The organism is Mycobacterium sp. SMC-8 (assembly GCF_025263565.1).
Taxonomy (GTDB): Bacteria; Actinomycetota; Actinomycetes; order Mycobacteriales; family Mycobacteriaceae; genus Mycobacterium.
The window spans coordinates 291,694-310,137 of the sequence record NZ_CP079865.1; the positions used below are offsets into that span (position 1 = coordinate 291,694).

Annotated in this window: 17 protein-coding genes; 4 read left to right on the forward strand and 13 right to left on the reverse strand. The window is 68.4% G+C overall.

Translation table 11 applies throughout. The annotated features are described in order from the left end of the window. Window positions 1-2: 2 nt before the first annotated feature. The 4 genes from KXD97_RS01545 (at window position 3) to KXD97_RS01560 (ending at window position 4,594) form a co-directional block, all read left to right on the forward strand. Window positions 3-1,973 carry a biotin carboxylase N-terminal domain-containing protein gene (locus KXD97_RS01545; RefSeq protein ID WP_260755134.1) on the forward strand — a complete coding sequence of 657 codons (1,971 nt, stop codon included), beginning with the start codon at window positions 3-5 and terminating at the stop codon, window positions 1,971-1,973. Continuing rightward, on the forward strand, window positions 1,970-3,127 hold the full coding sequence (locus KXD97_RS01550; RefSeq protein ID WP_260755135.1) for an acyl-CoA dehydrogenase family protein: 1,158 nt from the start codon (window positions 1,970-1,972) through the stop codon (window positions 3,125-3,127). Before KXD97_RS01545 ends, KXD97_RS01550 begins: the two co-directional genes overlap by 4 nt. Next, window positions 3,127-3,897 (forward strand): enoyl-CoA hydratase family protein, encoded by a 771-nt coding sequence (locus tag KXD97_RS01555; protein WP_260755136.1) that lies wholly within the window; start codon window positions 3,127-3,129, stop codon window positions 3,895-3,897. The genes KXD97_RS01550 and KXD97_RS01555 overlap by 1 nt, the downstream gene beginning before the upstream one ends. Window positions 3,898-4,006: 109 nt before the next feature. Next, window positions 4,007-4,594 carry a DUF1707 domain-containing protein gene (locus KXD97_RS01560; RefSeq protein WP_260755137.1) on the forward strand — a complete coding sequence of 196 codons (588 nt, stop codon included), beginning with the start codon at window positions 4,007-4,009 and terminating at the stop codon, window positions 4,592-4,594. A gap of 37 nt (window positions 4,595-4,631) precedes the next feature. Here the strand turns inward: KXD97_RS01560 and KXD97_RS01565 are convergent, their stop codons facing one another. The 13 genes from KXD97_RS01565 to KXD97_RS01625 all read right to left on the reverse strand — a co-directional run bounded on the left by KXD97_RS01565 (window position 4,632) and on the right by KXD97_RS01625 (window position 18,384). Next, on the reverse strand, window positions 4,632-6,635 hold the full coding sequence (locus tag KXD97_RS01565; protein ID WP_260755138.1) for a VWA domain-containing protein: 2,004 nt from the start codon (window positions 6,633-6,635) through the stop codon (window positions 4,632-4,634). Then, the gene (locus KXD97_RS01570; protein WP_260755139.1) at window positions 6,635-8,017 is read right to left on the reverse strand and encodes a sigma 54-interacting transcriptional regulator; all 1,383 of its coding nucleotides are present in this window, start codon (window positions 8,015-8,017) and stop codon (window positions 6,635-6,637) included. Before KXD97_RS01570 ends, KXD97_RS01565 begins: the two co-directional genes overlap by 1 nt. A 68-nt stretch (window positions 8,018-8,085) precedes the next feature. Continuing rightward, window positions 8,086-9,516 (reverse strand): amidohydrolase family protein, encoded by a 1,431-nt coding sequence (locus KXD97_RS01575; RefSeq protein ID WP_260755140.1) that lies wholly within the window; start codon window positions 9,514-9,516, stop codon window positions 8,086-8,088. Window positions 9,517-9,534: 18 nt separating this feature from the next. Further along, entirely contained in the window at window positions 9,535-10,416 is an 882-nt protein-coding gene (locus KXD97_RS01580; protein WP_260755141.1) for an alpha/beta fold hydrolase, read from the reverse strand. 2 nt (window positions 10,417-10,418) lie between these two features. Beyond that, complete coding sequence (locus KXD97_RS01585; protein ID WP_260755142.1) at window positions 10,419-10,826, reverse strand: RidA family protein; 408 nt, start codon at window positions 10,824-10,826, stop codon at window positions 10,419-10,421. A 50-nt stretch (window positions 10,827-10,876) separates the two neighbouring features. Next, entirely contained in the window at window positions 10,877-11,839 is a 963-nt protein-coding gene (locus KXD97_RS01590; protein ID WP_260755143.1) for an extradiol dioxygenase, read from the reverse strand. A 1-nt stretch (window position 11,840) separates the two neighbouring features. Further along, the gene (locus KXD97_RS01595; RefSeq protein WP_260755144.1) at window positions 11,841-12,710 is read right to left on the reverse strand and encodes a fumarylacetoacetate hydrolase family protein; all 870 of its coding nucleotides are present in this window, start codon (window positions 12,708-12,710) and stop codon (window positions 11,841-11,843) included. After that, entirely contained in the window at window positions 12,701-13,513 is an 813-nt protein-coding gene (locus tag KXD97_RS01600; protein ID WP_260755145.1) for an ABC transporter ATP-binding protein, read from the reverse strand. Before KXD97_RS01600 ends, KXD97_RS01595 begins: the two co-directional genes overlap by 10 nt. Continuing rightward, window positions 13,500-14,267 carry an ABC transporter ATP-binding protein gene (locus KXD97_RS01605; protein WP_260755146.1) on the reverse strand — a complete coding sequence of 256 codons (768 nt, stop codon included), beginning with the start codon at window positions 14,265-14,267 and terminating at the stop codon, window positions 13,500-13,502. The genes KXD97_RS01600 and KXD97_RS01605 overlap by 14 nt, the downstream gene beginning before the upstream one ends. Then, window positions 14,267-15,283 (reverse strand): branched-chain amino acid ABC transporter permease, encoded by a 1,017-nt coding sequence (locus tag KXD97_RS01610; RefSeq protein ID WP_260755147.1) that lies wholly within the window; start codon window positions 15,281-15,283, stop codon window positions 14,267-14,269. The genes KXD97_RS01605 and KXD97_RS01610 overlap by 1 nt, the downstream gene beginning before the upstream one ends. A 52-nt stretch (window positions 15,284-15,335) precedes the next feature. Further along, entirely contained in the window at window positions 15,336-16,223 is an 888-nt protein-coding gene (locus KXD97_RS01615) for a branched-chain amino acid ABC transporter permease (RefSeq protein WP_260755148.1), read from the reverse strand. A 4-nt stretch (window positions 16,224-16,227) separates the two neighbouring features. Beyond that, window positions 16,228-17,532, reverse strand: a complete 1,305-nt coding sequence (locus KXD97_RS01620) for an ABC transporter substrate-binding protein (RefSeq protein ID WP_260755149.1) — start codon at window positions 17,530-17,532, stop codon at window positions 16,228-16,230. Between the two features lie 138 nt (window positions 17,533-17,670). Continuing rightward, window positions 17,671-18,384, reverse strand: a complete 714-nt coding sequence (locus KXD97_RS01625; RefSeq protein ID WP_260755150.1) for a transposase domain-containing protein — start codon at window positions 18,382-18,384, stop codon at window positions 17,671-17,673. Window positions 18,385-18,444: the final 60 nt, after the last annotated feature.

Below are 18,444 nucleotides of genomic sequence, written 5' to 3' on the forward strand. Positions count from 1 at the left end.
CGATGATCACTCGAGTTCTGGTTGCCAATCGCGGGGAGATCGCCCGTCGGGTGTTCGCGACCTGCCGCCGGCTGGGCATCGGCACGGTCGCGGTGTACACCGATCCCGATGCCGACGCACCGCATGTGACCGAGGCCGACGCCCGGGTGCGTCTGGACGGCACCCGCGGCTACCTCGACGCGAACCAACTCATCGCGGCAGCGCACGCGGCGGGCGCCGATGCGATCCACCCCGGCTACGGCTTCCTTTCCGAAAACCCGGATTTCGCCGCTGCGGTGCAGGACGCGGGCCTGACGTGGATCGGTCCGCCGGTGGCCGCCGTCGCGGCGATGGGCTCGAAGATCGAAGCGAAGAAGATCATGGCCGCCGCGGGTGTCCCCGTGCTCGACGAGCTGGCGCCAGACGCCGTGACCACGCAGCAGCTGCCGGTGCTGATCAAGGCCTCTGCCGGGGGCGGGGGCCGCGGCATGCGCGTGGTGCGCGATCTGACCGATCTGCCCACCCAGGTGGAGGCCGCACGCCGTGAGGCGCAGTCGGCGTTCGGCGATCCGACGGTGTTCTGCGAGCGCTACCTCGACGCCGGCCATCACGTCGAGGTGCAGGTGATGGCTGACGCGTACGGCACCGTGTGGGCCGTCGGCGAACGCGAGTGCTCGATCCAGCGGCGGCACCAGAAGATCATCGAGGAAGCGCCGTCCCCGCTCGTCGAGCGCGTCGCGGGGATGCGCGACAAGCTGTTCGACGCCGCCCGGCTGGCCGCGACCGCGATCGGCTACACCGGCGCGGGCACCGTGGAGTTCATGGCCGACGATGACGGGTCCTTCTACTTCCTCGAGATGAACACCCGCCTGCAGGTCGAGCACCCGGTCACCGAGCTCACCGCCGGCGCGGACCTCGTCGAACTGCAGCTCGCCGTCGCCGACGGCACCCGGCTGGAGCCCACGCCGCCGATGTCGCGGGGCGCGTCGATCGAGGCGCGGCTCTACGCAGAAGATCCCGCCAAGGATTGGCAGCCGCAGCCCGGCACCGTGCACCACTTCGACGTTCCCACCGCCGGAATCGAATTCGGCCTGATCGACCGGGCCGGGGTGCGTCTGGACTCCGGCGTCGACGACGGTGCGGTGATCTCGGTGTTCTACGACCCGATGATCGCGAAGGTGATCTCATACGCCCCGACACGCGGGCAGGCCGCCGCGCTGCTGGCCGACGCGCTGACCCGGGCCCGTATCCACGGGGTGCGCACCAACCGGGACCTGCTCGTCAACGTGTTGCGCCATCCCGCGTTTCTCGACGGCGCCACCGACACCGGGTTCTTCGACACCCACGGGCTGACGGGACTGACCGCACCCGTGGCCGACGCCCGCACGGTCGCGTTGAGCGCCGTTGCCGCGGCCCTCGCCGACGCGGCCGCCAACCGCAGCGGTGCGGTTGCTTTCCCCGGGATCCCCAGTGGCTGGCGCAATGTGGCGTCGGGATTCCAGTGCAAGAGCTACCAGGGCGCCGACGGTTCGACACACGAGGTGCGGTACCGCTTCACCCGCGACGGGATCACGATCGCCGACCACGACGACGTGTCGTTGGCGTCGGCCGACGGGCGACGGGTGGTGCTGACGGTGTCGGGGGTGGATCGCCCCTTCGACGTCGCCCGCTACGGCGACACGGTGTGCGTCGACTCGCCCGGCGGATCGGCACACCTGCGGGCACTTCCCCGCTTTCCCGATCCGGCGGCAGCGCTGGCCCACGGTTCGCTGCTGGCCCCCATGCCGGGCACGGTGCTGCGGGTTGGCGCCGCCGCCGGTGACACCGTCACCGCGGGACAACCGCTGGTATGGCTGGAGGCCATGAAGATGGAACACACCATCACCGCCCCCGCCGACGGTGTCCTCGTCGAACTCATCGCCGAACCCGGCCGTCAGGTCGAGGTCGGCGCCGTACTCGCCCGCGTCGAAAGCCGAGAAGGAGATTCACGATGAGCTTCATCGAAACCGAGGAGCAGCAGGCACTGCGCAAAGCGGTGGCCGCGATGGCCGCCAACTACGGGCAGGACTACTACCTGGAGAAGGCCCGCGCCGGGCAGCACACCGACGAATTATGGGCCGAGGCGGGAAGACTCGGCTTCATCGGGGTGAACCTGCCCGAGGAGTACGGCGGCGGCGGTGCCGGCATGTACGAGTTGAGCCTGGTGATGGAGGAGATGGCGGCCGCGGGGTCGGCGCTGCTGATGATGGTCGTCTCCCCCGCCATCAACGGCACCATCATCTCCAGGTTCGGCACCGAGGAGCAGAAGAAACGCTGGATTCCCGGCATCGCCGACGGCACGCTGACGATGGCGTTCGCGATCACCGAACCCGACGCCGGCTCGAACTCCCACAAGATCACCACCACCGCACGGCGCGACGGCAGCGACTGGATCCTGTCCGGCCAGAAGGTGTACATCTCGGGCGTTGACCAGGCCCAAGCGGTGCTCGTCGTCGGCAGGACAGAAGACCACAAGACCGGCAACCTCAAGCCCGCGCTGTTCGTGGTGCCCACCGACACAACGGGTTTGACGTATACCAAGATCCCGATGGAAATTGTCAGCCCGGAGTTCCAGTTCCAGGTGTTCCTCGACGAGGTGCGGCTGCCCGCCGATGCGCTCGTCGGTTCCGAGGACGCCGCGATCGCCCAACTGTTCGCGGGACTGAACCCCGAACGCATCATGGGCGCGGCCAGCGCGGTCGGCATGGGCCGCTTCGCGATCAACAAGGCCGTCGATTACGTCAAGACCCGGCAGGTGTGGAAGACCCCGATCGGCGCCCATCAGGGCCTGTCACATCCCTTGGCGCAGAACCACATCGAGATCGAGCTGGCCAGGCTGATGATGCAGAAGGCCGCGACGCTGTACGACGCCGGAGACGACGCCGGCGCCGCTGAGGCCGCCAACATGGCCAAGTACGCGGCGGGCGAGGCGTCGGTTCGGGCCGTCGATCAGGCGGTGCAGTCACTCGGCGGGAACGGCCTGACCAAGGAGTACGGCATCGCCTCGGTGCTGACCGCGTCGCGGCTGGCGCGCATCGCCCCGGTCAGCCGGGAGATGATCCTCAACTTCGTCGCGCAGACCTCGCTCGGGCTGCCCCGGTCCTACTGATGACGAGCACCCTGGTCCGCTACGAGCGCGACGGCGCGGTCGCCCGGCTCACGCTGGACTCCCCGCACAACCGCAACGCACTGTCCTCGGCGCTGGTCGAGCAGTTGCACGACGGGCTGACCCGCGCCGCCGACGACCGCGCGGTGCGCGCGGTGGTCCTCGGGCACACCGGCAGGACGTTCTGCGCGGGCGCCGACCTCGGCGAGGCGGCCGGCCGTGACCCGTCCGAACTGGCCACCGCCCGCGCCCGGGAAATGACACGGCTGCTGCGCAGGATCCTCGAACTGCGCCTGCCCGTGATCGCCGCGATCGACGGGCATGTGCGTGCCGGCGGGCTGGGCCTGGTCGGCGCGTGCGATATCGCGGTGGCCGGCGCTGCGAGCACGTTCGCCCTGACCGAGGCCAGGATCGGTGTCGCGCCGTCGATCATCTCGCTGACGTTGCTGCCGAAGATGACGGCGCGGGCGGCGGGACGGTATTTCCTCACCGGGGAGAAGTTCGGCGCCGTCGACGCCGCCGAGATGGGGCTTGTCACGATAGCGACCCCCGACGTCGCGTCGACCGTCGCCGAATTGACGGCGGCGATCGCGCAGGGCTCCCCCCAGGGCCTGGCCGCTTCGAAAGCCCTGACGACTGCGGCGCTGATCGACGACTTCGAGCGGCGTGCAGAGAAATTGACGCATCAGTCGGCCGCGCTGTTCGTCTCGGAGGAGGCCCGCGAAGGCATGCTCGCGTTCCTGGAGAAGCGTCCACCGCGCTGGGCGCGCTGACACCTCACAGTTTGGTCAAGGCACTTGCGTGAATCGGCGTTCGTCGTAGGCTCGGGGGCGATGTACGCGTGCGCAGCGAGGAGCCGTCGATGAAGAGCAGCGGGTCGCGATGAGCACCCCCGCCTCGCGAAACGGATCCCTACGCGCCGGGGACACCGACCGGATTCAGGTGGCGCAACTGCTGACCGACGCGGCCGCCTCCGGCACGCTCGGCCTCTCCGAATACGAGTCCCGTCTGAGCAAGGCGTACGCCGCTCAGACCCATGACGAACTGGACCGGCTGTCGGCGGACCTGCCGGGCGCGGTGACGCGGGGCCGCGGCGGGCCGTGCCGGCCGGCGCCGTCGACGATGCTGCTGGCCATCCTCACCGGTTTCGAACGTCGCGGCCGGTGGAACGTGCCGCGCCGGCTCACCACCTTCGCGCTGTGCGGCGGCGGGGTCATCGACCTGCGCTATGCCGATTTCACCTCACCGGAGGTCGAGATCCGCTGCCACTCGATCATGGGCGGTCAGACGATCCTGGTCCCGCCGGAGGTCAACGTCGACACCCGCGGCGTCGCGGTGATGGGCAGCTTCGATCACAGCGTCGACGGTGAGGGCTCTCCCGGCGCGCCGACCGTCCGCATCCGCGGTTTCGCGCTGTGGGGCAGCGTCGCCGTCAAACGCAAGCGGCGCAAGCCGGCAGCCGAGAACTAGCCCCCCCCCCGCCCAGAACCAGCCGCGCCCCTCAAGATCAACCGCGCCGCCGCCGGGTGCCCAGATAGTCGCCGACCACCGCGGCGCCCAGACCGTCGAGGTCGGGCACCACCACCCGGCCGCCCACCCGGCGGGCCACCTGATCGATGAACCGTGCCAGCCCCGGGTCGCTGCCGAGCCGGAAGATCGTCACCTGCGCGCCCAACCGGGCCACCTCGTCGAAACCGCGCACGGTGTGCGCGATGGTCCGGGGATGCGGAGGGTAATCGAAAAAGACAGCGGAACGTCCATCCCGGTCGAAGTCCTCCAGGTGCGCCGTCGGCTCGCCGTCGGTGACCACCAGCACCACCGGCTGCGCGTTCGGATGCCGGCGCAGGTGCCGCATCGCCAGCGCCAGCGCGTGGTGCAGGTTGGTGCCCTGCTCGTAGACGCCCTCCAGCCCGGTCAGCTCGGCGGCGGTCACCGTGCGGGCATACCGGCCGAATGCGACGATCTGCAGCGCATCCGACCTGAACCGGGTGCTCACCAGATGGTTGAGGGCCAGCGCGGTCTGCTTCATCGGCACCCACCGGTTCTCCATCACCATGGAGAATGACGTGTCGACCAGCAGCGCCACCGCGGCCTGGGTACGCATCTCGGTTTCGGAGACCTCGACGTCGTCGACGGTGATCCGGATCGGGGGCGCGGACGCGCCGGCACCGGCCTCGCGCCCAACGGCGTTGGTCGCCGCAGTGCGCAGCACTGCATTCGTTACCGTGCGGGTCACGTTCCACGGTTCGGTGTCGCCGAACTGCCACGGCCGGGTGGCGCCGGTCAACTCTCCCGCGGCACCGGCACGCCGGGTGTCGCGTTCGCCGTGCCGACCCGAGAGTTGTTGCGCCACATCCCGTAACGCCGCCTGACCGAGTTGTCGCATCGCCTTGGGCGAGAGCCGCCACTGCCCGTCGGAGCCGCGGTCCAGGAAGCCCTGGTTCATCAGCGCGCGCTCCAGCTCGGCCAGGGTGCGGGCGTTGACCGCGGCTTCGTCACCCAGTTGCCGCGCCAGCATGTCGAGGTCGACGTCGTCCATGGTGGCCCCGGAATAGCTCTGCGAGAGCTGCTCGGCGAGCTGCTCGAGCTCGGCGATGTCGGCCAGTGCCTGCGCTCCCTCGCCCATGCCCAGCGGGTCGTCACCGGAGAACCGCTCCGAACCCGACCAGTCCTCACCCGGCCTGGCCGCCTGCAGGTGGGCGTCGAGACGGTTCAGCGCGTTCATCAACGACGGCGACCCGAATGCCTGCTGCGCCAACGCATCCAGTTCGGCCCGCTGCTGCTCGGACAGGCTGTTGCGGAACCGCTGGGCGGCAGCAGCCCGTTTGGCCAGCGAGTCCAGCAGTTCGTCGATGTTCTGCGGATTCTCCGGGAAGAACTGGCCGTGCTTGGCCATGAAGTCGTCGAAATCCTGCTGCGAGTCCTGCCCCTTGGCGTGCTTGTCGAGCAGGTCGTTGAGGTCGTTGAGCATGTCGTTGACTTGCTGCCGATCCTCATCGGTGGCGTTCTCCAGCGCCTCCTTCATGCCCGCGAACCGCTGATCGAGCATCTCGCGGCCGAGGAGATCCTTGATCTGCTCGTACTTCTCGCGCGCTTCCGGCGATCGCCAGTCGTACTCGCCGAGTTCCTGCACGGCCTTGGCCGGCGACGGCGACAGCGAGTCGAGCTGCAGCTCCCCGAAGCGCGCGTCATCGTCGAGGGCGCGGGCCAGCTCCTTGCGCTCGGCGAGGACCGCCTCGTCGAGCAGCTTCTTGATGTCGGCCAGAGTTCCGTCGAGGTTGTTGCGTTGCAACAGTTCTCGTCGGCGGCGGTTGGCCTCGGCGGCGAGCTTGTCGGCACCGGGCATGTTGCGGGTGCCGCGGCGCAGCAGTTCGGACAGCGCGCGCCGCGGCGACGTGCCCTCCATCACGTCCTGACCGATGGCCTCCAGCGCCTCCCGCAGATCCACAGGCGGCGCCAACGGATCCGGGCCGCCGGTATATCGCGAGTACCGCGAGAGTTTTCTCGCCATCAGCCGTATACCGTTTCGCCCTCGTCGGACACCTTGTCGATGCGCTTGGCCAGATACAACGCCTCCAACGCCAACTCGATCGCGGCGGCGCGCTGCCCCTCCGACGTCGCGCCGAGACGCCGCTGGATCTCGGCCACCGCGGGCACCTCGGGAAGCGCGTCCAGCACCTGGCGGGCCGACACCCGTTCCCCGGTGGTGACGGGAGAGCCGTTCTCCACAGCGGTGACCATGGGTCCGACGTCGATGCCGCCAAGGAGACGCTGAGCGGTCTCGGCGGTCGCGCGCCGCAGCAGGTGCTCCAGCACCGCCTGCTCGCGTCCTTCCTCCCCCGACTCGAACTCCAGTTTGCCGCGCAGCACGTCGATCACCGTCTGCAGATCGACCACCCGCGCCACCGGCTCCTGCTCGCCGAGCAGCGCGGCGCGATGCCGCGCCGACGCGGCCACCGTCTCGGCGGCCGCGATCGCGAAGCGGGCCGACACACCCGAGCGCTGGTCGATCGAGCTGGACTCGCGCAGGCTGCGGGCGAAGCGGGCCAGGATCTGCAGCAGATACTCGGGCACCTCGGCCGCCAGGTGGGCCTCCTGGACGATGACGCCGACCTCGGCGTCGAGCTGGAGCGGATAGTGGGTGCGGATCTCCGCGCCGAACCGGTCCTTGAGCGGGGTGATGATGCGGCCGCGGTTGGTGTAGTCCTCCGGGTTGGCGCTGGCGACGACCAGCACGTCCAGCGGCAGCCGCAGCGTGTAGCCGCGGACCTGGATGTCGCGTTCCTCCATGACGTTGAGCATCGCGACCTGGATCCGCTCGGCGAGGTCGGGAAGCTCGTTGACGGCGACGATGCCGCGATGGGCCCGCGGGATCAGGCCGTAGGCGATGGTCTCCGGGTCCCCGAGGCTGCGTCCCTCGGCGACCTTGATCGGATCGATGTCACCGACCAGGTCGGCCACGCTGGTGTCGGGGGTGGCCAGCTTCTCGGTGTAGCGCTCGCTGCGGTGCCGCCAAATCACCGGCAGGTCGTCGCCGGAGTCGGCCGCCCGCCGGATCGACTCCGGGGTGATCGGGCTGTACGGGTGCTCGCCGAGCTCGGACCCGGCGATCACCGGCGTCCACTCGTCGAGCAGGCCGACCAGCGACCGCAGCAACCGGGTCTTTCCCTGCCCGCGCTCGCCGAGCAGCACGAAGTCGTGCCCGGCGATCAGCGCACGTTCGACCTGCGGCAGCACCGTGTCCTCGAAGCCGAACAGGCCGGACCAGATGTCGTCGCCGGCGGCAAGGCGGGCCAGCAGGTTCTCCCGCAGCTCAGCCTTGATGCTGCGCTCCTGATGGCCGGAGGCGCGCAGCTCGCCGAGGGTGCAGGGCAGATCGTTAGGTGATGTCACGACCACCACGCTACGACTGTCCCCGACATCAGGCAGCCGCTCCCTGCTGAGAGCGAAAAAGGGCCGACCTATTCCGCGGCGGGCGCGGCGCCGATCTTCTCGTACTTGCGGACGTCGTTGACGACGTCCAGGCGCTGCTCGGAGGTCCAGTCGAGTTGGGTCTTGGGGGTCTCGGCGCCCTCGAACGCCCGCTCGTAGGACAGCAGGTCCCACCCGTACTCGTGGGGCAGGTAGTCGTTGCGGATGAACCGGGTCCGGATGTCCTCGGGGAACGTCTGGATCTCGCCGTTGAGGACGACGGTCTCGACCCTGCCGGGCTGGTACAGCACCCGGATGTCGGCCACCGGGTCGCCGTCGACGACGATGATGTCGGCCAGCTTGCCTTCGGCGAGCACGCCGAGGTCGTCGGGCAGGCCCATCGCGTTGGCGCCGTGCTTGGTGCCGGCCTGGATGGCCTCCAATGAACTCATGCCGGTGTAGAGCATCAGCATCTCCAGCTCGCGGGCGTGCCACTGGCCGTACGGCACCAACGAGAAGCCGCTGTCGGTGCCCATCGCGAACTTCACCCCGGCCGCGTACGCGCGGTGCAGGCTGTCCATCGTCGCGTCGTTCATCCGTTTGGTGGCCTCGGAGATCGACGGACGCACCCGCAGCGTTTCGGCGAACTCCACGATGTGGTGCATCAGCAGCTGGGTGGGCGCCAGCGGGATCCGGCTCTTGGCCAGCTTCTCGATCGTGGCATCGGACATGTGGTTGCCGTGCATGATGTGGTCGAACCCGGCCTCCACCGCCGCATTCATCTCTCCGTCGCCGCGGGCGTGGATGGTGATCTGCATGCCGAGCTGATGGGCCAGGTCGGCGCACAGCTTCAGTTCGTCGTCGGTGAACGCCTGGTAGTCGCCGAACGGGCTGTCGGCGAGCTTGATCAGATCCACCCCCGCCTTCTTCTGACGGCGGATCTCGGCGATCATCTCGTCCGGGGCGTTGGTCAGCTTGCCGGTGCTGGACTCCGGGTTGCCGGTGGCGTCCGGGAACCAGTCCGTCAACCCGTTGCTCGTGGTCAGATACCGTCCCGCCGAGGTCATCCGGGGGCCGTGCACGATGCCGCGCTTGATCCCTTCCCGCAGCCCGACGCCGATGTAATACGAGCCACCCGGCTGCGAGATGCTGGTGACGCCGGCCGCCAGCACCTTCTCGACGTTCGCCGCGGCGATGAGCGTGCGCAGCTCCGGCGGCGTGTACATCGAGATCTCTTCCTCGGTGCGTGCCAGGCCGTAGGTCATATGGCAGTGGATGTCGATCAGCCCCGGCATCACGGTCTTGCCGCGGGCGTCGATCACCTCCAGCCGTGCACCCCGCGGGATGTCGACCTCACGGTCCACCGAACCGATCTTGACGATCCGCGCATTGCGCACCAGCACAGCGCAATTCGGTATCGGTGGGTTGGCGTCGCCGTCGACGACGGTGCCGTTCTCGATCAGTAGCCAGTTGTCGGCCACGGTGAGTCTCCTTGTCTTTCAGTCCAGTCCGACGCGGTGCCTGATCAGGATCTCGACGAAGGCGTCGGGATCTTCGAAGTACGGCGCGTGGCCGCAGCCGGGCATCAGCTCAAGAGGGGCTCCGGGCAGGTTCTTCTGGGCCTCCATGCCCATCGACGGCGGGGTCCACTTGTCGTCGGCGCCCCACACCAGCAGCACGGGCAGGCCGGGCAGCAGTGAGGCGAGCTCGGTGTCCACCCGGGCGTCGTTGCACTCGGTGTCCAGCCATTCGGAGACCTTCAGCAGGGCCGCCTTGGCACCGGTCGAGGAGTTGATCATCGACTCCTCCCGTACCCAGGCGTCGGTGACCATCTCCGGGTCCGACACCAGGAAGGTCAGCTTGCGGCGGACGCCGTCGACGCTGCCGTCGGAAAGCACCTCCGGCGGGGTGTGGAACTCCTGTGGGAAGTCGCCGACGCCGACTGCGCCGATCAGCACCAGGGCTTTCACCAGATCCGTGCGGTGCACGGCCAGGTGTGCGGCGACGTGACCGCCCAGCGAGGTGCCGACGACGGTGACCTTCGACAAGTCCAGCGAGTCGAGCACCCCGGCGATCACGTCAGCGAAACCTGCTGCGCTGTAATCGATGTCGTCCCGCTTCTCGGCGAACCCGTGGCCCGGGAAATCGATCGCCAGCACCCGGTAACCCGCCGCCACCAGGCCGGGCATCACCGGGACGAACCGGTCCGCCCGGGAGCCGGCGCCGTGCAGGCACACCAGGATGTTGTCGCCGGAACCGGATTCGACGACGCGCGTGGTGACGCCGGCCCCGGTGACCGGATAGGCGATCACGGTGTCCCGACCGTGGTGGAACGGATAGCGCCGCGGCTGCACCGCGGCCTCGGGCGTCACCTCCTGCACCGTCACGACGCTGCCGCCGGACGCACCGCCAGTGCCTCGATCTCGACCCTGGCCGCCTCCTCCACCAGGCCACCGATGATCAGCAGGGTGTTCGGTGGGTACACGCCGGACGGGTAGATCTCGGCGAACTTCTCCTTACGCCCGGCCATGAACTCCGGGATCATCTCCCGGCCCACCACGTAGGTGCGGAACCCGATGACGTTGTCGAATCCGAGTCCCGCTGCGGCCAGCGCGACCCCGAGGTTGTCGTAGGTGGCCTTCACCTGCTCGGCGCCGTCGGAGGTGGGGAACTTACCGTCGGCGTTCGCGCCCATCTGCCCGGCCACCACCACGACCTCGCCCGGGTTACCGGAGGCAAGGGTGGAGTAGTCGCCGAACTTGGGCAGGGGCGCATCCTGGTAGGTGATCACGTGACTTCCTTTTCCTCTTCGTGGTTTTCGTAACTGGATTCTTCGGTGGGCTAGACGGCGTAGCGGACCGCACCGGTACCGCAGATCCAGGCCGGGGTCGGTTGATAGGTGAGCACCTCGCACGGCCCGCCGCCCATGGCTCCGGCGACGGCCATCCAGTTCAGGATCTCGTGGCCGCCGTGGCCGCCGCCCTTCTCGATGTCGTCGTAACTCCAGGCGAACAGCGTCTGCATGTCACCGGCGGACAACAGGTTCAGGAACTGTCGGTCCCATTCGGGGTTTACGCAGGCATCGCCCATCTCCTGGGCCATCTTGATCTCGTACGGGCCGATGTCGGTCCACAGGTTCGGGTCGCGCTCGAGGTAGCCGCGTCCCTCGTTCTGAAACGTCTTCATCCTGGCCAGGAACTCGTCCGACTCGCGGCTCGGCTCCCAGATCGGCGGCCAGTGCGACAGCCCGCCGGTGCCCCAGAACATGATCCGCTTGTCGCTGCCCTCAACGGCGGCGTGCACCGCCGCGCCGACCTCGAAGGCGCGCTTCATCGTGATCAGCGGAGGGGTGAACACGTTGATGTACACCGGGATCACCGGGATGTCCGCTTCAGGACGCAGCAACCGCATCGGGACCATCAGGTTGTTGCCGAACTCCGCGGTGCCCATCCGGGCCGCGTCGATGCCGGAGGCCACCAGTGTGCGCAGGATACGTTCGGCGAGTTCCTTCTCACCTTCGAATATCTGCACCTGATCGAACTTCAGCAGCTCGAGGAGGTGCTCGCCGGGACCGGTGTGGTGTTCGGCCACACCGACGCTGATCGACGGCATCAGGTTGCGGAAGTGGTTTTCGAAGTGGTCGTCCAGGAAGGCGATGATCACGTCGGGGCGGGCATCGGCGACGCTGCGCCTGAGCTCGTCATAGGCGGCGAACACCGCCGTGTGCTCATCGGCGGTGACGTCGCCGGGCCAACCGAGGATTCCCGGCGCGTGGGATGCGGAGATCCCTCCGACTACCGGCATGTCAGAACTCCGTCCGAACCTTGTTGGAAATCTTTCCCACACCGGCGATCTCGACCTCGACGACGTCGCCGTCACGCAGGAACTCCGGCGGGTTGCGTTTGAAACCCACGCCGGCGGCAGTGCCGCTGACGATGACGTCGCCCGGCAACAGCGGTGTCACCTGGGAGATCTCGGCGATCAACCGGGGAATGTCGAAGATCAGGTCCCGGGTGAACGCGTTCTGTTTGACCACCCCGTTGACCCGGCAGGTCACCTCGATGTCCGGCTTGATACCGACGGTGTCGCGGTCGACGATGCCCGGCCCGATCGGGGTGGAGGCGGGCGCGTTCTTGCCGAGCGTCCATTGCACGTGCCGGACCTGACGGTCGCGCACCGACACGTCGTTGACGACCGTGTAGCCGGCCACCACATCCCAGGAGTCCTCTTCGGACACATTGCGTGCGGGGGCACCGATGACGACTCCGAGCTCGGCCTCCCAGTCGAACTCGACCGACAGCGCACTCGGCAGGTCGAGCCGGTCGAAGGGACCGGCGATCGTGGAGAGATCCTTTATGAAGACCACCGGCGCCTTCGGCACGGTGGCCAGAAAGACGTCCTTGGACTCCTGTTGATGGTCCAGGTAGTTGATGCCGATGCAGAAGATGCGACTCGACGGCGTGACCGGAGGCAGCAGGACCACCTCGCTGCGCTTCACCCGCCCGGTGCGGGCCTCGGTGACGCGCTCACCCTGCCCCGCCGCCAGCAGCACCAGTGCGTCGCGCAGTGACCAGTCCAGGCCGACGATCGTGGCGTCGCCGCCATCGATGAAGCCGTCGCCATCGATGAAGCCGCACCGGGTGCTGCCCTGATGGACGTATTGAACTAACTGCAACGAACCTCTCCTTCGGTATCCGTGGTTTCGGCGGCGCCGGCCAGCAGGGCCTCTTCGGTGCCGCCGAGGAAAATGTGCGAGAAACTGGGATCGGCGCGCAGTTCGGCCGCCGACCCGGACCGGCGCACCCGTCCGGTAGCCAGCACGTAAGCCCAATCCGCCGATGCCATCGCAAGATTGGCGCGCTGCTCGACCAGCAGCACCGCGATTCCACTGGCCTTGAGTTCGGCGAGCTGCTCGTCGAGCAGACGGGAGGCCATCTCCTCGGTCAGGCCCGCCGTGGGCTCGTCGAGAAGAAGCACCTTCGGCTCGAGCATCAGCACCCGCGCCATGGCGAGCATCTTGCGCTCCCCGCCCGAGAGCACACCGGCGTGCCTCTTGAGCATCGACTTCAGCCGAGGGAACAGCTCGAGCACCCGCTCCCTGTTGGCCGCAACCCTGGTTCTGGACAACGTGTAGCCGCCGATGACGATGTTCTCCTCCACAGTCAGAGGTTTGAAGACGTCGTCGATCTGCGGGACGTATCCCATGCCGCCGGCGGCCCGCTCTGCGGTGGACATCGCGGTGATGTCACCGTGATCGGCCAGCTCGACCGTTCCGCCCATCGGTTTGACCAGCCCGGCCAATCCCTTGAGCAGAGTGCTCTTTCCGCAGCCGTTGGGTCCGACCACACACGCGGTCTTTCCGGCGACCAGCTCCAGGCTGACGTTGTGCACGATCGGTACGCCGTTGTAACCGACCGTGAGATCCTGTACGCCGAGCACCTTCGCGCCCGTCGCGGTGCGGGTGTCATCCGGCGACATATGCGTCCACCACTTCCTGTTCGCGGCGGGCCGCCGCCATGGATCCTTCGAACAGCACCTGCCCGCGCGCCATCACCACGACCGAATCGGTCAGGCGTTCCACCGCGTCGAGCTCGTGGGCGACCATCAGGATGCTGATACCGCGGTCCCGCAGCGCCATCAGGAAATCGGAGATGCGCTCGATGATGCTCGCGTGCACACCGGCGAACGGCTCGTCGAGCAGCAGCATCTCGGGTTCGGTGGTGACCGCACGCAGCAGTTCCAGGATGCGGCGCTGACCTCCGGAGAGATCGCCCATGTAGTCGTTCTCCTTGGCCTCGAGGCCGAATTCGGCGAGCAGCGCCCGTGCTCTGGCCACCGCGTCGCGCTGGCCGGGCAGCCAGCGGCGCCGGGGACGGGTGAAGACCTGCAGGAACCCGGTGCCGCCGACGGCGCGGTCGGCCAGCAGCAGGTTCTCCAGCACCGTCAGCCGGCCGAAGTCGGCGGGCATCTGGAAGGTCCGCATGATGCCCCGCCGAGACCGCTTGTACGGCGGCATCTTTGCGATGTCCTGACCGCGGTGGAGCACCCGTCCCGCCTGCACGGGTGCGGTACCGGCCAGCGCGTGCAACAGCGTGGACTTGCCTGCGCCGTTGGGGCCGACCACGGCGGTGATCCTGGCCCGCGGCACGCTCAGCGCGACGTTCTCCAGTACCCGGTTCGCGCCGTAGGCCACGGTGAGCCCGTCGATGGTCAGGATGCGATCGTCACTCATCACACCACCCCTTGTCTGGGTTCGGTCCTGGACCAGAACGGCATCGGGGCGCCGTCGACGCCGAAAGTGCGCTTGCGCTCGGGGAACACGCCCTGCGGCCGCCACCACAGGAACGCGATGATCACCAATCCGACCACCACGTACTGCAACGCGTCCACCGTTCCCGGCGCACCGAACTGCGGCAGGTAGCGCGTCGCCTCGGTCAGCCCCACCGGCAACAGCAGCGCGCCGAGCAGCACGCCGAATCGGTTTCCGGCGCCGCCGACGATCACCGCGCCCATCAGGATCAACGTCTCCTGATACGACCAGTCCGCCGGCGCGTAGGTTCCGATGAACGCGGCCAGCAGCGCGCCACTGAGCGCTCCGAGGCCGTTGCCGACCGCGAAGGCCGCCAGCCGGACCGGGGTGACGTTGATGCCGAGCGCGTCGGCGGCCTCCGGGTTCTCCCGCACCGCGCGCAGCACGCGCCACAGCGGCGCCCGCGAGATCCGCAGCACCACCCACGCCGCCAGCACCGTCATCGCGATCGCGAATCCGGCGTATAGCCAGGAATATTCGTCCGACCGCAGCCCCAGCTCCGATTTGAGCGGAGCCGGGATCAGATACAGGCCGTGCCCGCCGCCGAGCAGTCCCGGCATCGCCACCACCAGCGCCGCGGCGATCAGCGCCACCGACAGCATCGCCACCGCCTGGTAGTCGGACCGCAGGCGCCGCAGCGCGACCAGCCCGATCGGTAGGGAGATCAGCATGCCGGCCAGCACCGCGCCGACGAACGGCAACGGGAAGGGCAGCGACGCACCCCAGAAGTACTCCTGGACCACGGTGCCGCCTCCGGCCTCCGGTGGGCCCAGCGACAGCAGCGCCACGGTGTAGCCACCCACCGCCACCGACACGATGTAGCTCAGATTGAGCAGGCCGGTGTCGGAGTACTGCAATTCCAGTCCCCAGCAGCCGATCACGGCCACCGCGGCATAGACCACGAGCGTGACGAGGTAAAAGGACAGATCTGTGCTCATGCGCGATCCGTTCCCGTGCTCTTGCCTCGCACGTCCACTCCTTGCTGGGACGTCATACCTGCAAAGCCCTTCCCGCCGAGAACTCCGCACGGATGCCCTGCGGTCGTGCCATCAGCACGCCGATCAGGACCACCAGCGCGATGGCGATCTTGAAGCTCGGATCCAGCCACACCGCGGTGAGTTCCGTTGCCAGGCCGAGGACGAGCGCACCGAACATGGCGCCGTAGGCGTCACCGATTCCGCCCAGCACCGCGGCGGCGATCACCAACACGATGAACGTGCGTCCCGAGGTGGCCGAGAACGACGAGCTGATGACGAACAACGCCACCCCGGCCAGACCGCACAACGCGCCGGAGATCGCCCAGGCGGTGGCCACCACACGCTGGGTGGGGATGCCGCACGACTGCGCCAGTCCCCCGTCGACCGACGCGGCGCGCATGGCCAGGCCCAGCCGGGACCGCTTGAGCAGCAGATGCATGGTGACCATGGCGATCAGCGCGAGGGCGATCACGATCAACTGGAGGTCGGTGACCGCGGCGCTGGCGATGGTGAACACCACCGTCGGGGTGACCTCGTACCGGAACGACATCGGACCCACCATGGCCAGCAGGGTGTTGGCCAGCACCAGGCTGACCGCCAGGCTGATCACCAGCATCTGGAACACCGACACACCACGCCGCGCGAACGGTTGGTACACAAAGCGATTCAGCAGCAACGAGATCACCACGCCCGCTGCGACACCGATCAACGCCGCGGCAGCCATCGGGAGTCCGGCCCGGCCGGCCCCCAGCGCGGCGAACCCCGAGACCACCATCGTCTCGCTGAACGCGAGGTTGAAGACGTTCGAGACGCTGTACTGCAAGGTGAAACCGACCGCGGCCAGGGCGAGCACCGCGGCGATCACCATCCCGAACACCGTCGCAGAGACAAGCAGATTCACGAGATCAGCGCTGTCCGCTCGCGAGGGCTTCGAGCTCTTCGGCGGGAAGCTGGCTCACCAGCCGCAGTTGCCTGGTGGCCGGATCCCAGTCGTAGAACGCGAAGGCACCGATCACGTTGTGGAACTCGTTGAGCCGGTATTCACCGTTGGCGCCGACGTACTGGATGTTTTCCCCTTTGCCGAGCGCCTCGACGCCGTCGGCGTAGTTGGTCACCACCGTCTTGCCGTTACCGGCGGCGAGGATCTCGGGGATGGCCGAGTTGTAGTCCTCGGGCTCCACCGAGTCGGTCTTGGTGGCGGCCAGACCCGAGAGCACCACACCGTCGTAGGCCGCACGGGCGTACGCGCTGTCCTTGAACGACGGGATGTCGATACCGTCCGTGCCCTCCAGCGACTGCAGGGTCTCGACGAAGGTCTCGGTGCCCGCACCCCCTTCCTGGGCATACCGGACGACCACCTGCAGCGATCTCGCCAGCGCCTCGTCCCCGCCGTAGGCGCCCAACGCCGCTTCCTGCCAGTCGCCGGTGGTGGCAAGGGTGTTCGTGACGATCGGGATGTCGCCGCCGCCGGCCTGGTTGAGTTCGGTCAGGAAGGTGCCCGCGGTGACCGCGTCCGCCTCGAACACGATGGCAGCCGGCCGGTTCTGCAGGATCCGCGCCACCTCGGTGCGGTAGGAGGGCTGCTCGGGCTGGATCGTCATGGCCTCGGTGACACCGACGCCCAGTCCCCCCAGCGCCTCTTCCAGCGGCGGGATGTTCGCCTGCGCCGAGGCGCCGCTGACGAACACCAACGCGACCTTGTCGAAGTTCTGCCGCTGCGAGTGCAACGCCATCGCCTGGGCGCCCACCGAATCCGAGGTGATCAGGCGGTAGTAGTAGTCGAGCTCGGTCCGGTCGAAGCGGCCGTCGCCGGCCGGGGAGAACATCACCTGGCCGGCCTCCTCCAGCACCGGGGCGGCCGCGGCGGCCTCGGCGGTGCTGGGGCCGAGCACGGTGAACAGGTTGGAGGTGGTGCTCAACATCTGGCGCGCGGCGGGCACCGAATCGCTGGCCGTGCCCTTGGTGTCGAACGCTTCGCACTCGATGTCACGGCCGAGCACCCCGCCGGCCTCGTTGATCTCGGCAGCCGCAGGCAGGCATCCGTTGACCACCTCGGCACCCTCCACCGCGGTGGGACCGCTGAACGCCATCAGCATGCCGACCACAAGTGGGTCACCAGTTCCGGCCTCACCACCGCCCGAACATGCGGGCACTGCGAGCAGGGCGGCCGCGGCCGCTGCGCTGGACCAGACCTTCGTCGATTTCTTCATGTCACTCCCACGTGAGTCGGCAACCAATCTGCAACCATTCCTCGCCCAATGAGGCTAGAAGAGTTGCGCTGTGCCGGGAACACAATCACGCAAATTGCTCGACCGCCAGCGCGGGGTTTCGTTGACTTAGTAACCGGATCAGGACATCGACTGCGCGATCCTCGACGCCCGCTCCCACGCTGCGATCACGCAGGCGCGCGCCAGCGCCTCCTGGCGCCAACCCGCGCTGGTCCGGGCTCGCAACCCCAGCCACCACGCCCCGTGGGCCGCGGTTGAGCGTCCCGTCTCGATCCGGACGTCAGCGCCGAGCTGCTGCTGCAGACTCGCGCCCACCCCGACGGGCAGATCGACGGTCACGTGGGACACGCCGGCGCTGCGCAACAACCTCACTGCGGTGTCCAGACTGTCGTCCCGCGCGTCGCAGCCTCGCAACGCGCCAGTGTCAGGACACGTGATCCACCACAGGCCCGGTACCCCCACGGCCTGGAATCTATGCAGGTAGACAGTCGAAATCGGCTCCACTTCGGGAGCCGCTGGCGCCATCCGGGACAGCAGCGCCGCGAGCGGATCGGCACCCAAGCGCGACCGGGCCCTGGTGATCGCGCCGCGGGTCGGGCGCTGCCGCGAGAGGCCGCGTCCGGTGGCCGCCGGCAGCGTCGTCCACACCAGGTCGGTGACGTCGTCGTAGGTCGCGCGCGGACTCATCGCCGAGCCGAGCACGTGGTAGGTCGTCACCCAGGGCGGCAGGGTCCGCACCCGCTCGGCCGCCACGCCTGCGGCCAGCACCGCGTCGTCGACCATCGTGGGAGGCACCGCGCCGACCAGCGCGCACAGCGCCAAGCGGTCGGACATGGTGAACACCTCGGCACCCGCCTTAAGTCAATTCCGGAATGGGTCTGTGCGTTCAGAGTT

Bases quoted from the DNA above. Each gene is read 5' to 3' on its own strand.
- KXD97_RS01545 (WP_260755134.1), top strand. From the start codon at position 3: ATGATCACTCGAGTTCTGGTTGCCAATCGCGGGGAGATCGCCCGTCGG.
- KXD97_RS01550 (WP_260755135.1), top strand. From the start codon at position 1,970: ATGAGCTTCATCGAAACCGAGGAGCAGCAGGCACTGCGCAAAGCGGTG.
- KXD97_RS01555 (WP_260755136.1), top strand. From the start codon at position 3,127: ATGACGAGCACCCTGGTCCGCTACGAGCGCGACGGCGCGGTCGCCCGG.
- KXD97_RS01560 (WP_260755137.1), top strand. From the start codon at position 4,007: ATGAGCACCCCCGCCTCGCGAAACGGATCCCTACGCGCCGGGGACACC.
- KXD97_RS01565 (WP_260755138.1), bottom strand. From the start codon at position 6,635: ATGGCGAGAAAACTCTCGCGGTACTCGCGATATACCGGCGGCCCGGAT.
- KXD97_RS01590 (WP_260755143.1), bottom strand. From the start codon at position 11,839: ATGCCGGTAGTCGGAGGGATCTCCGCATCCCACGCGCCGGGAATCCTC.
- KXD97_RS01600 (WP_260755145.1), bottom strand. From the start codon at position 13,513: ATGTCGCCGGATGACACCCGCACCGCGACGGGCGCGAAGGTGCTCGGC.
- KXD97_RS01605 (WP_260755146.1), bottom strand. From the start codon at position 14,267: ATGAGTGACGATCGCATCCTGACCATCGACGGGCTCACCGTGGCCTAC.
- KXD97_RS01610 (WP_260755147.1), bottom strand. From the start codon at position 15,283: ATGAGCACAGATCTGTCCTTTTACCTCGTCACGCTCGTGGTCTATGCC.
- KXD97_RS01620 (WP_260755149.1), bottom strand. From the start codon at position 17,532: ATGAAGAAATCGACGAAGGTCTGGTCCAGCGCAGCGGCCGCGGCCGCC.
- KXD97_RS01625 (WP_260755150.1), bottom strand. From the start codon at position 18,384: ATGTCCGACCGCTTGGCGCTGTGCGCGCTGGTCGGCGCGGTGCCTCCC.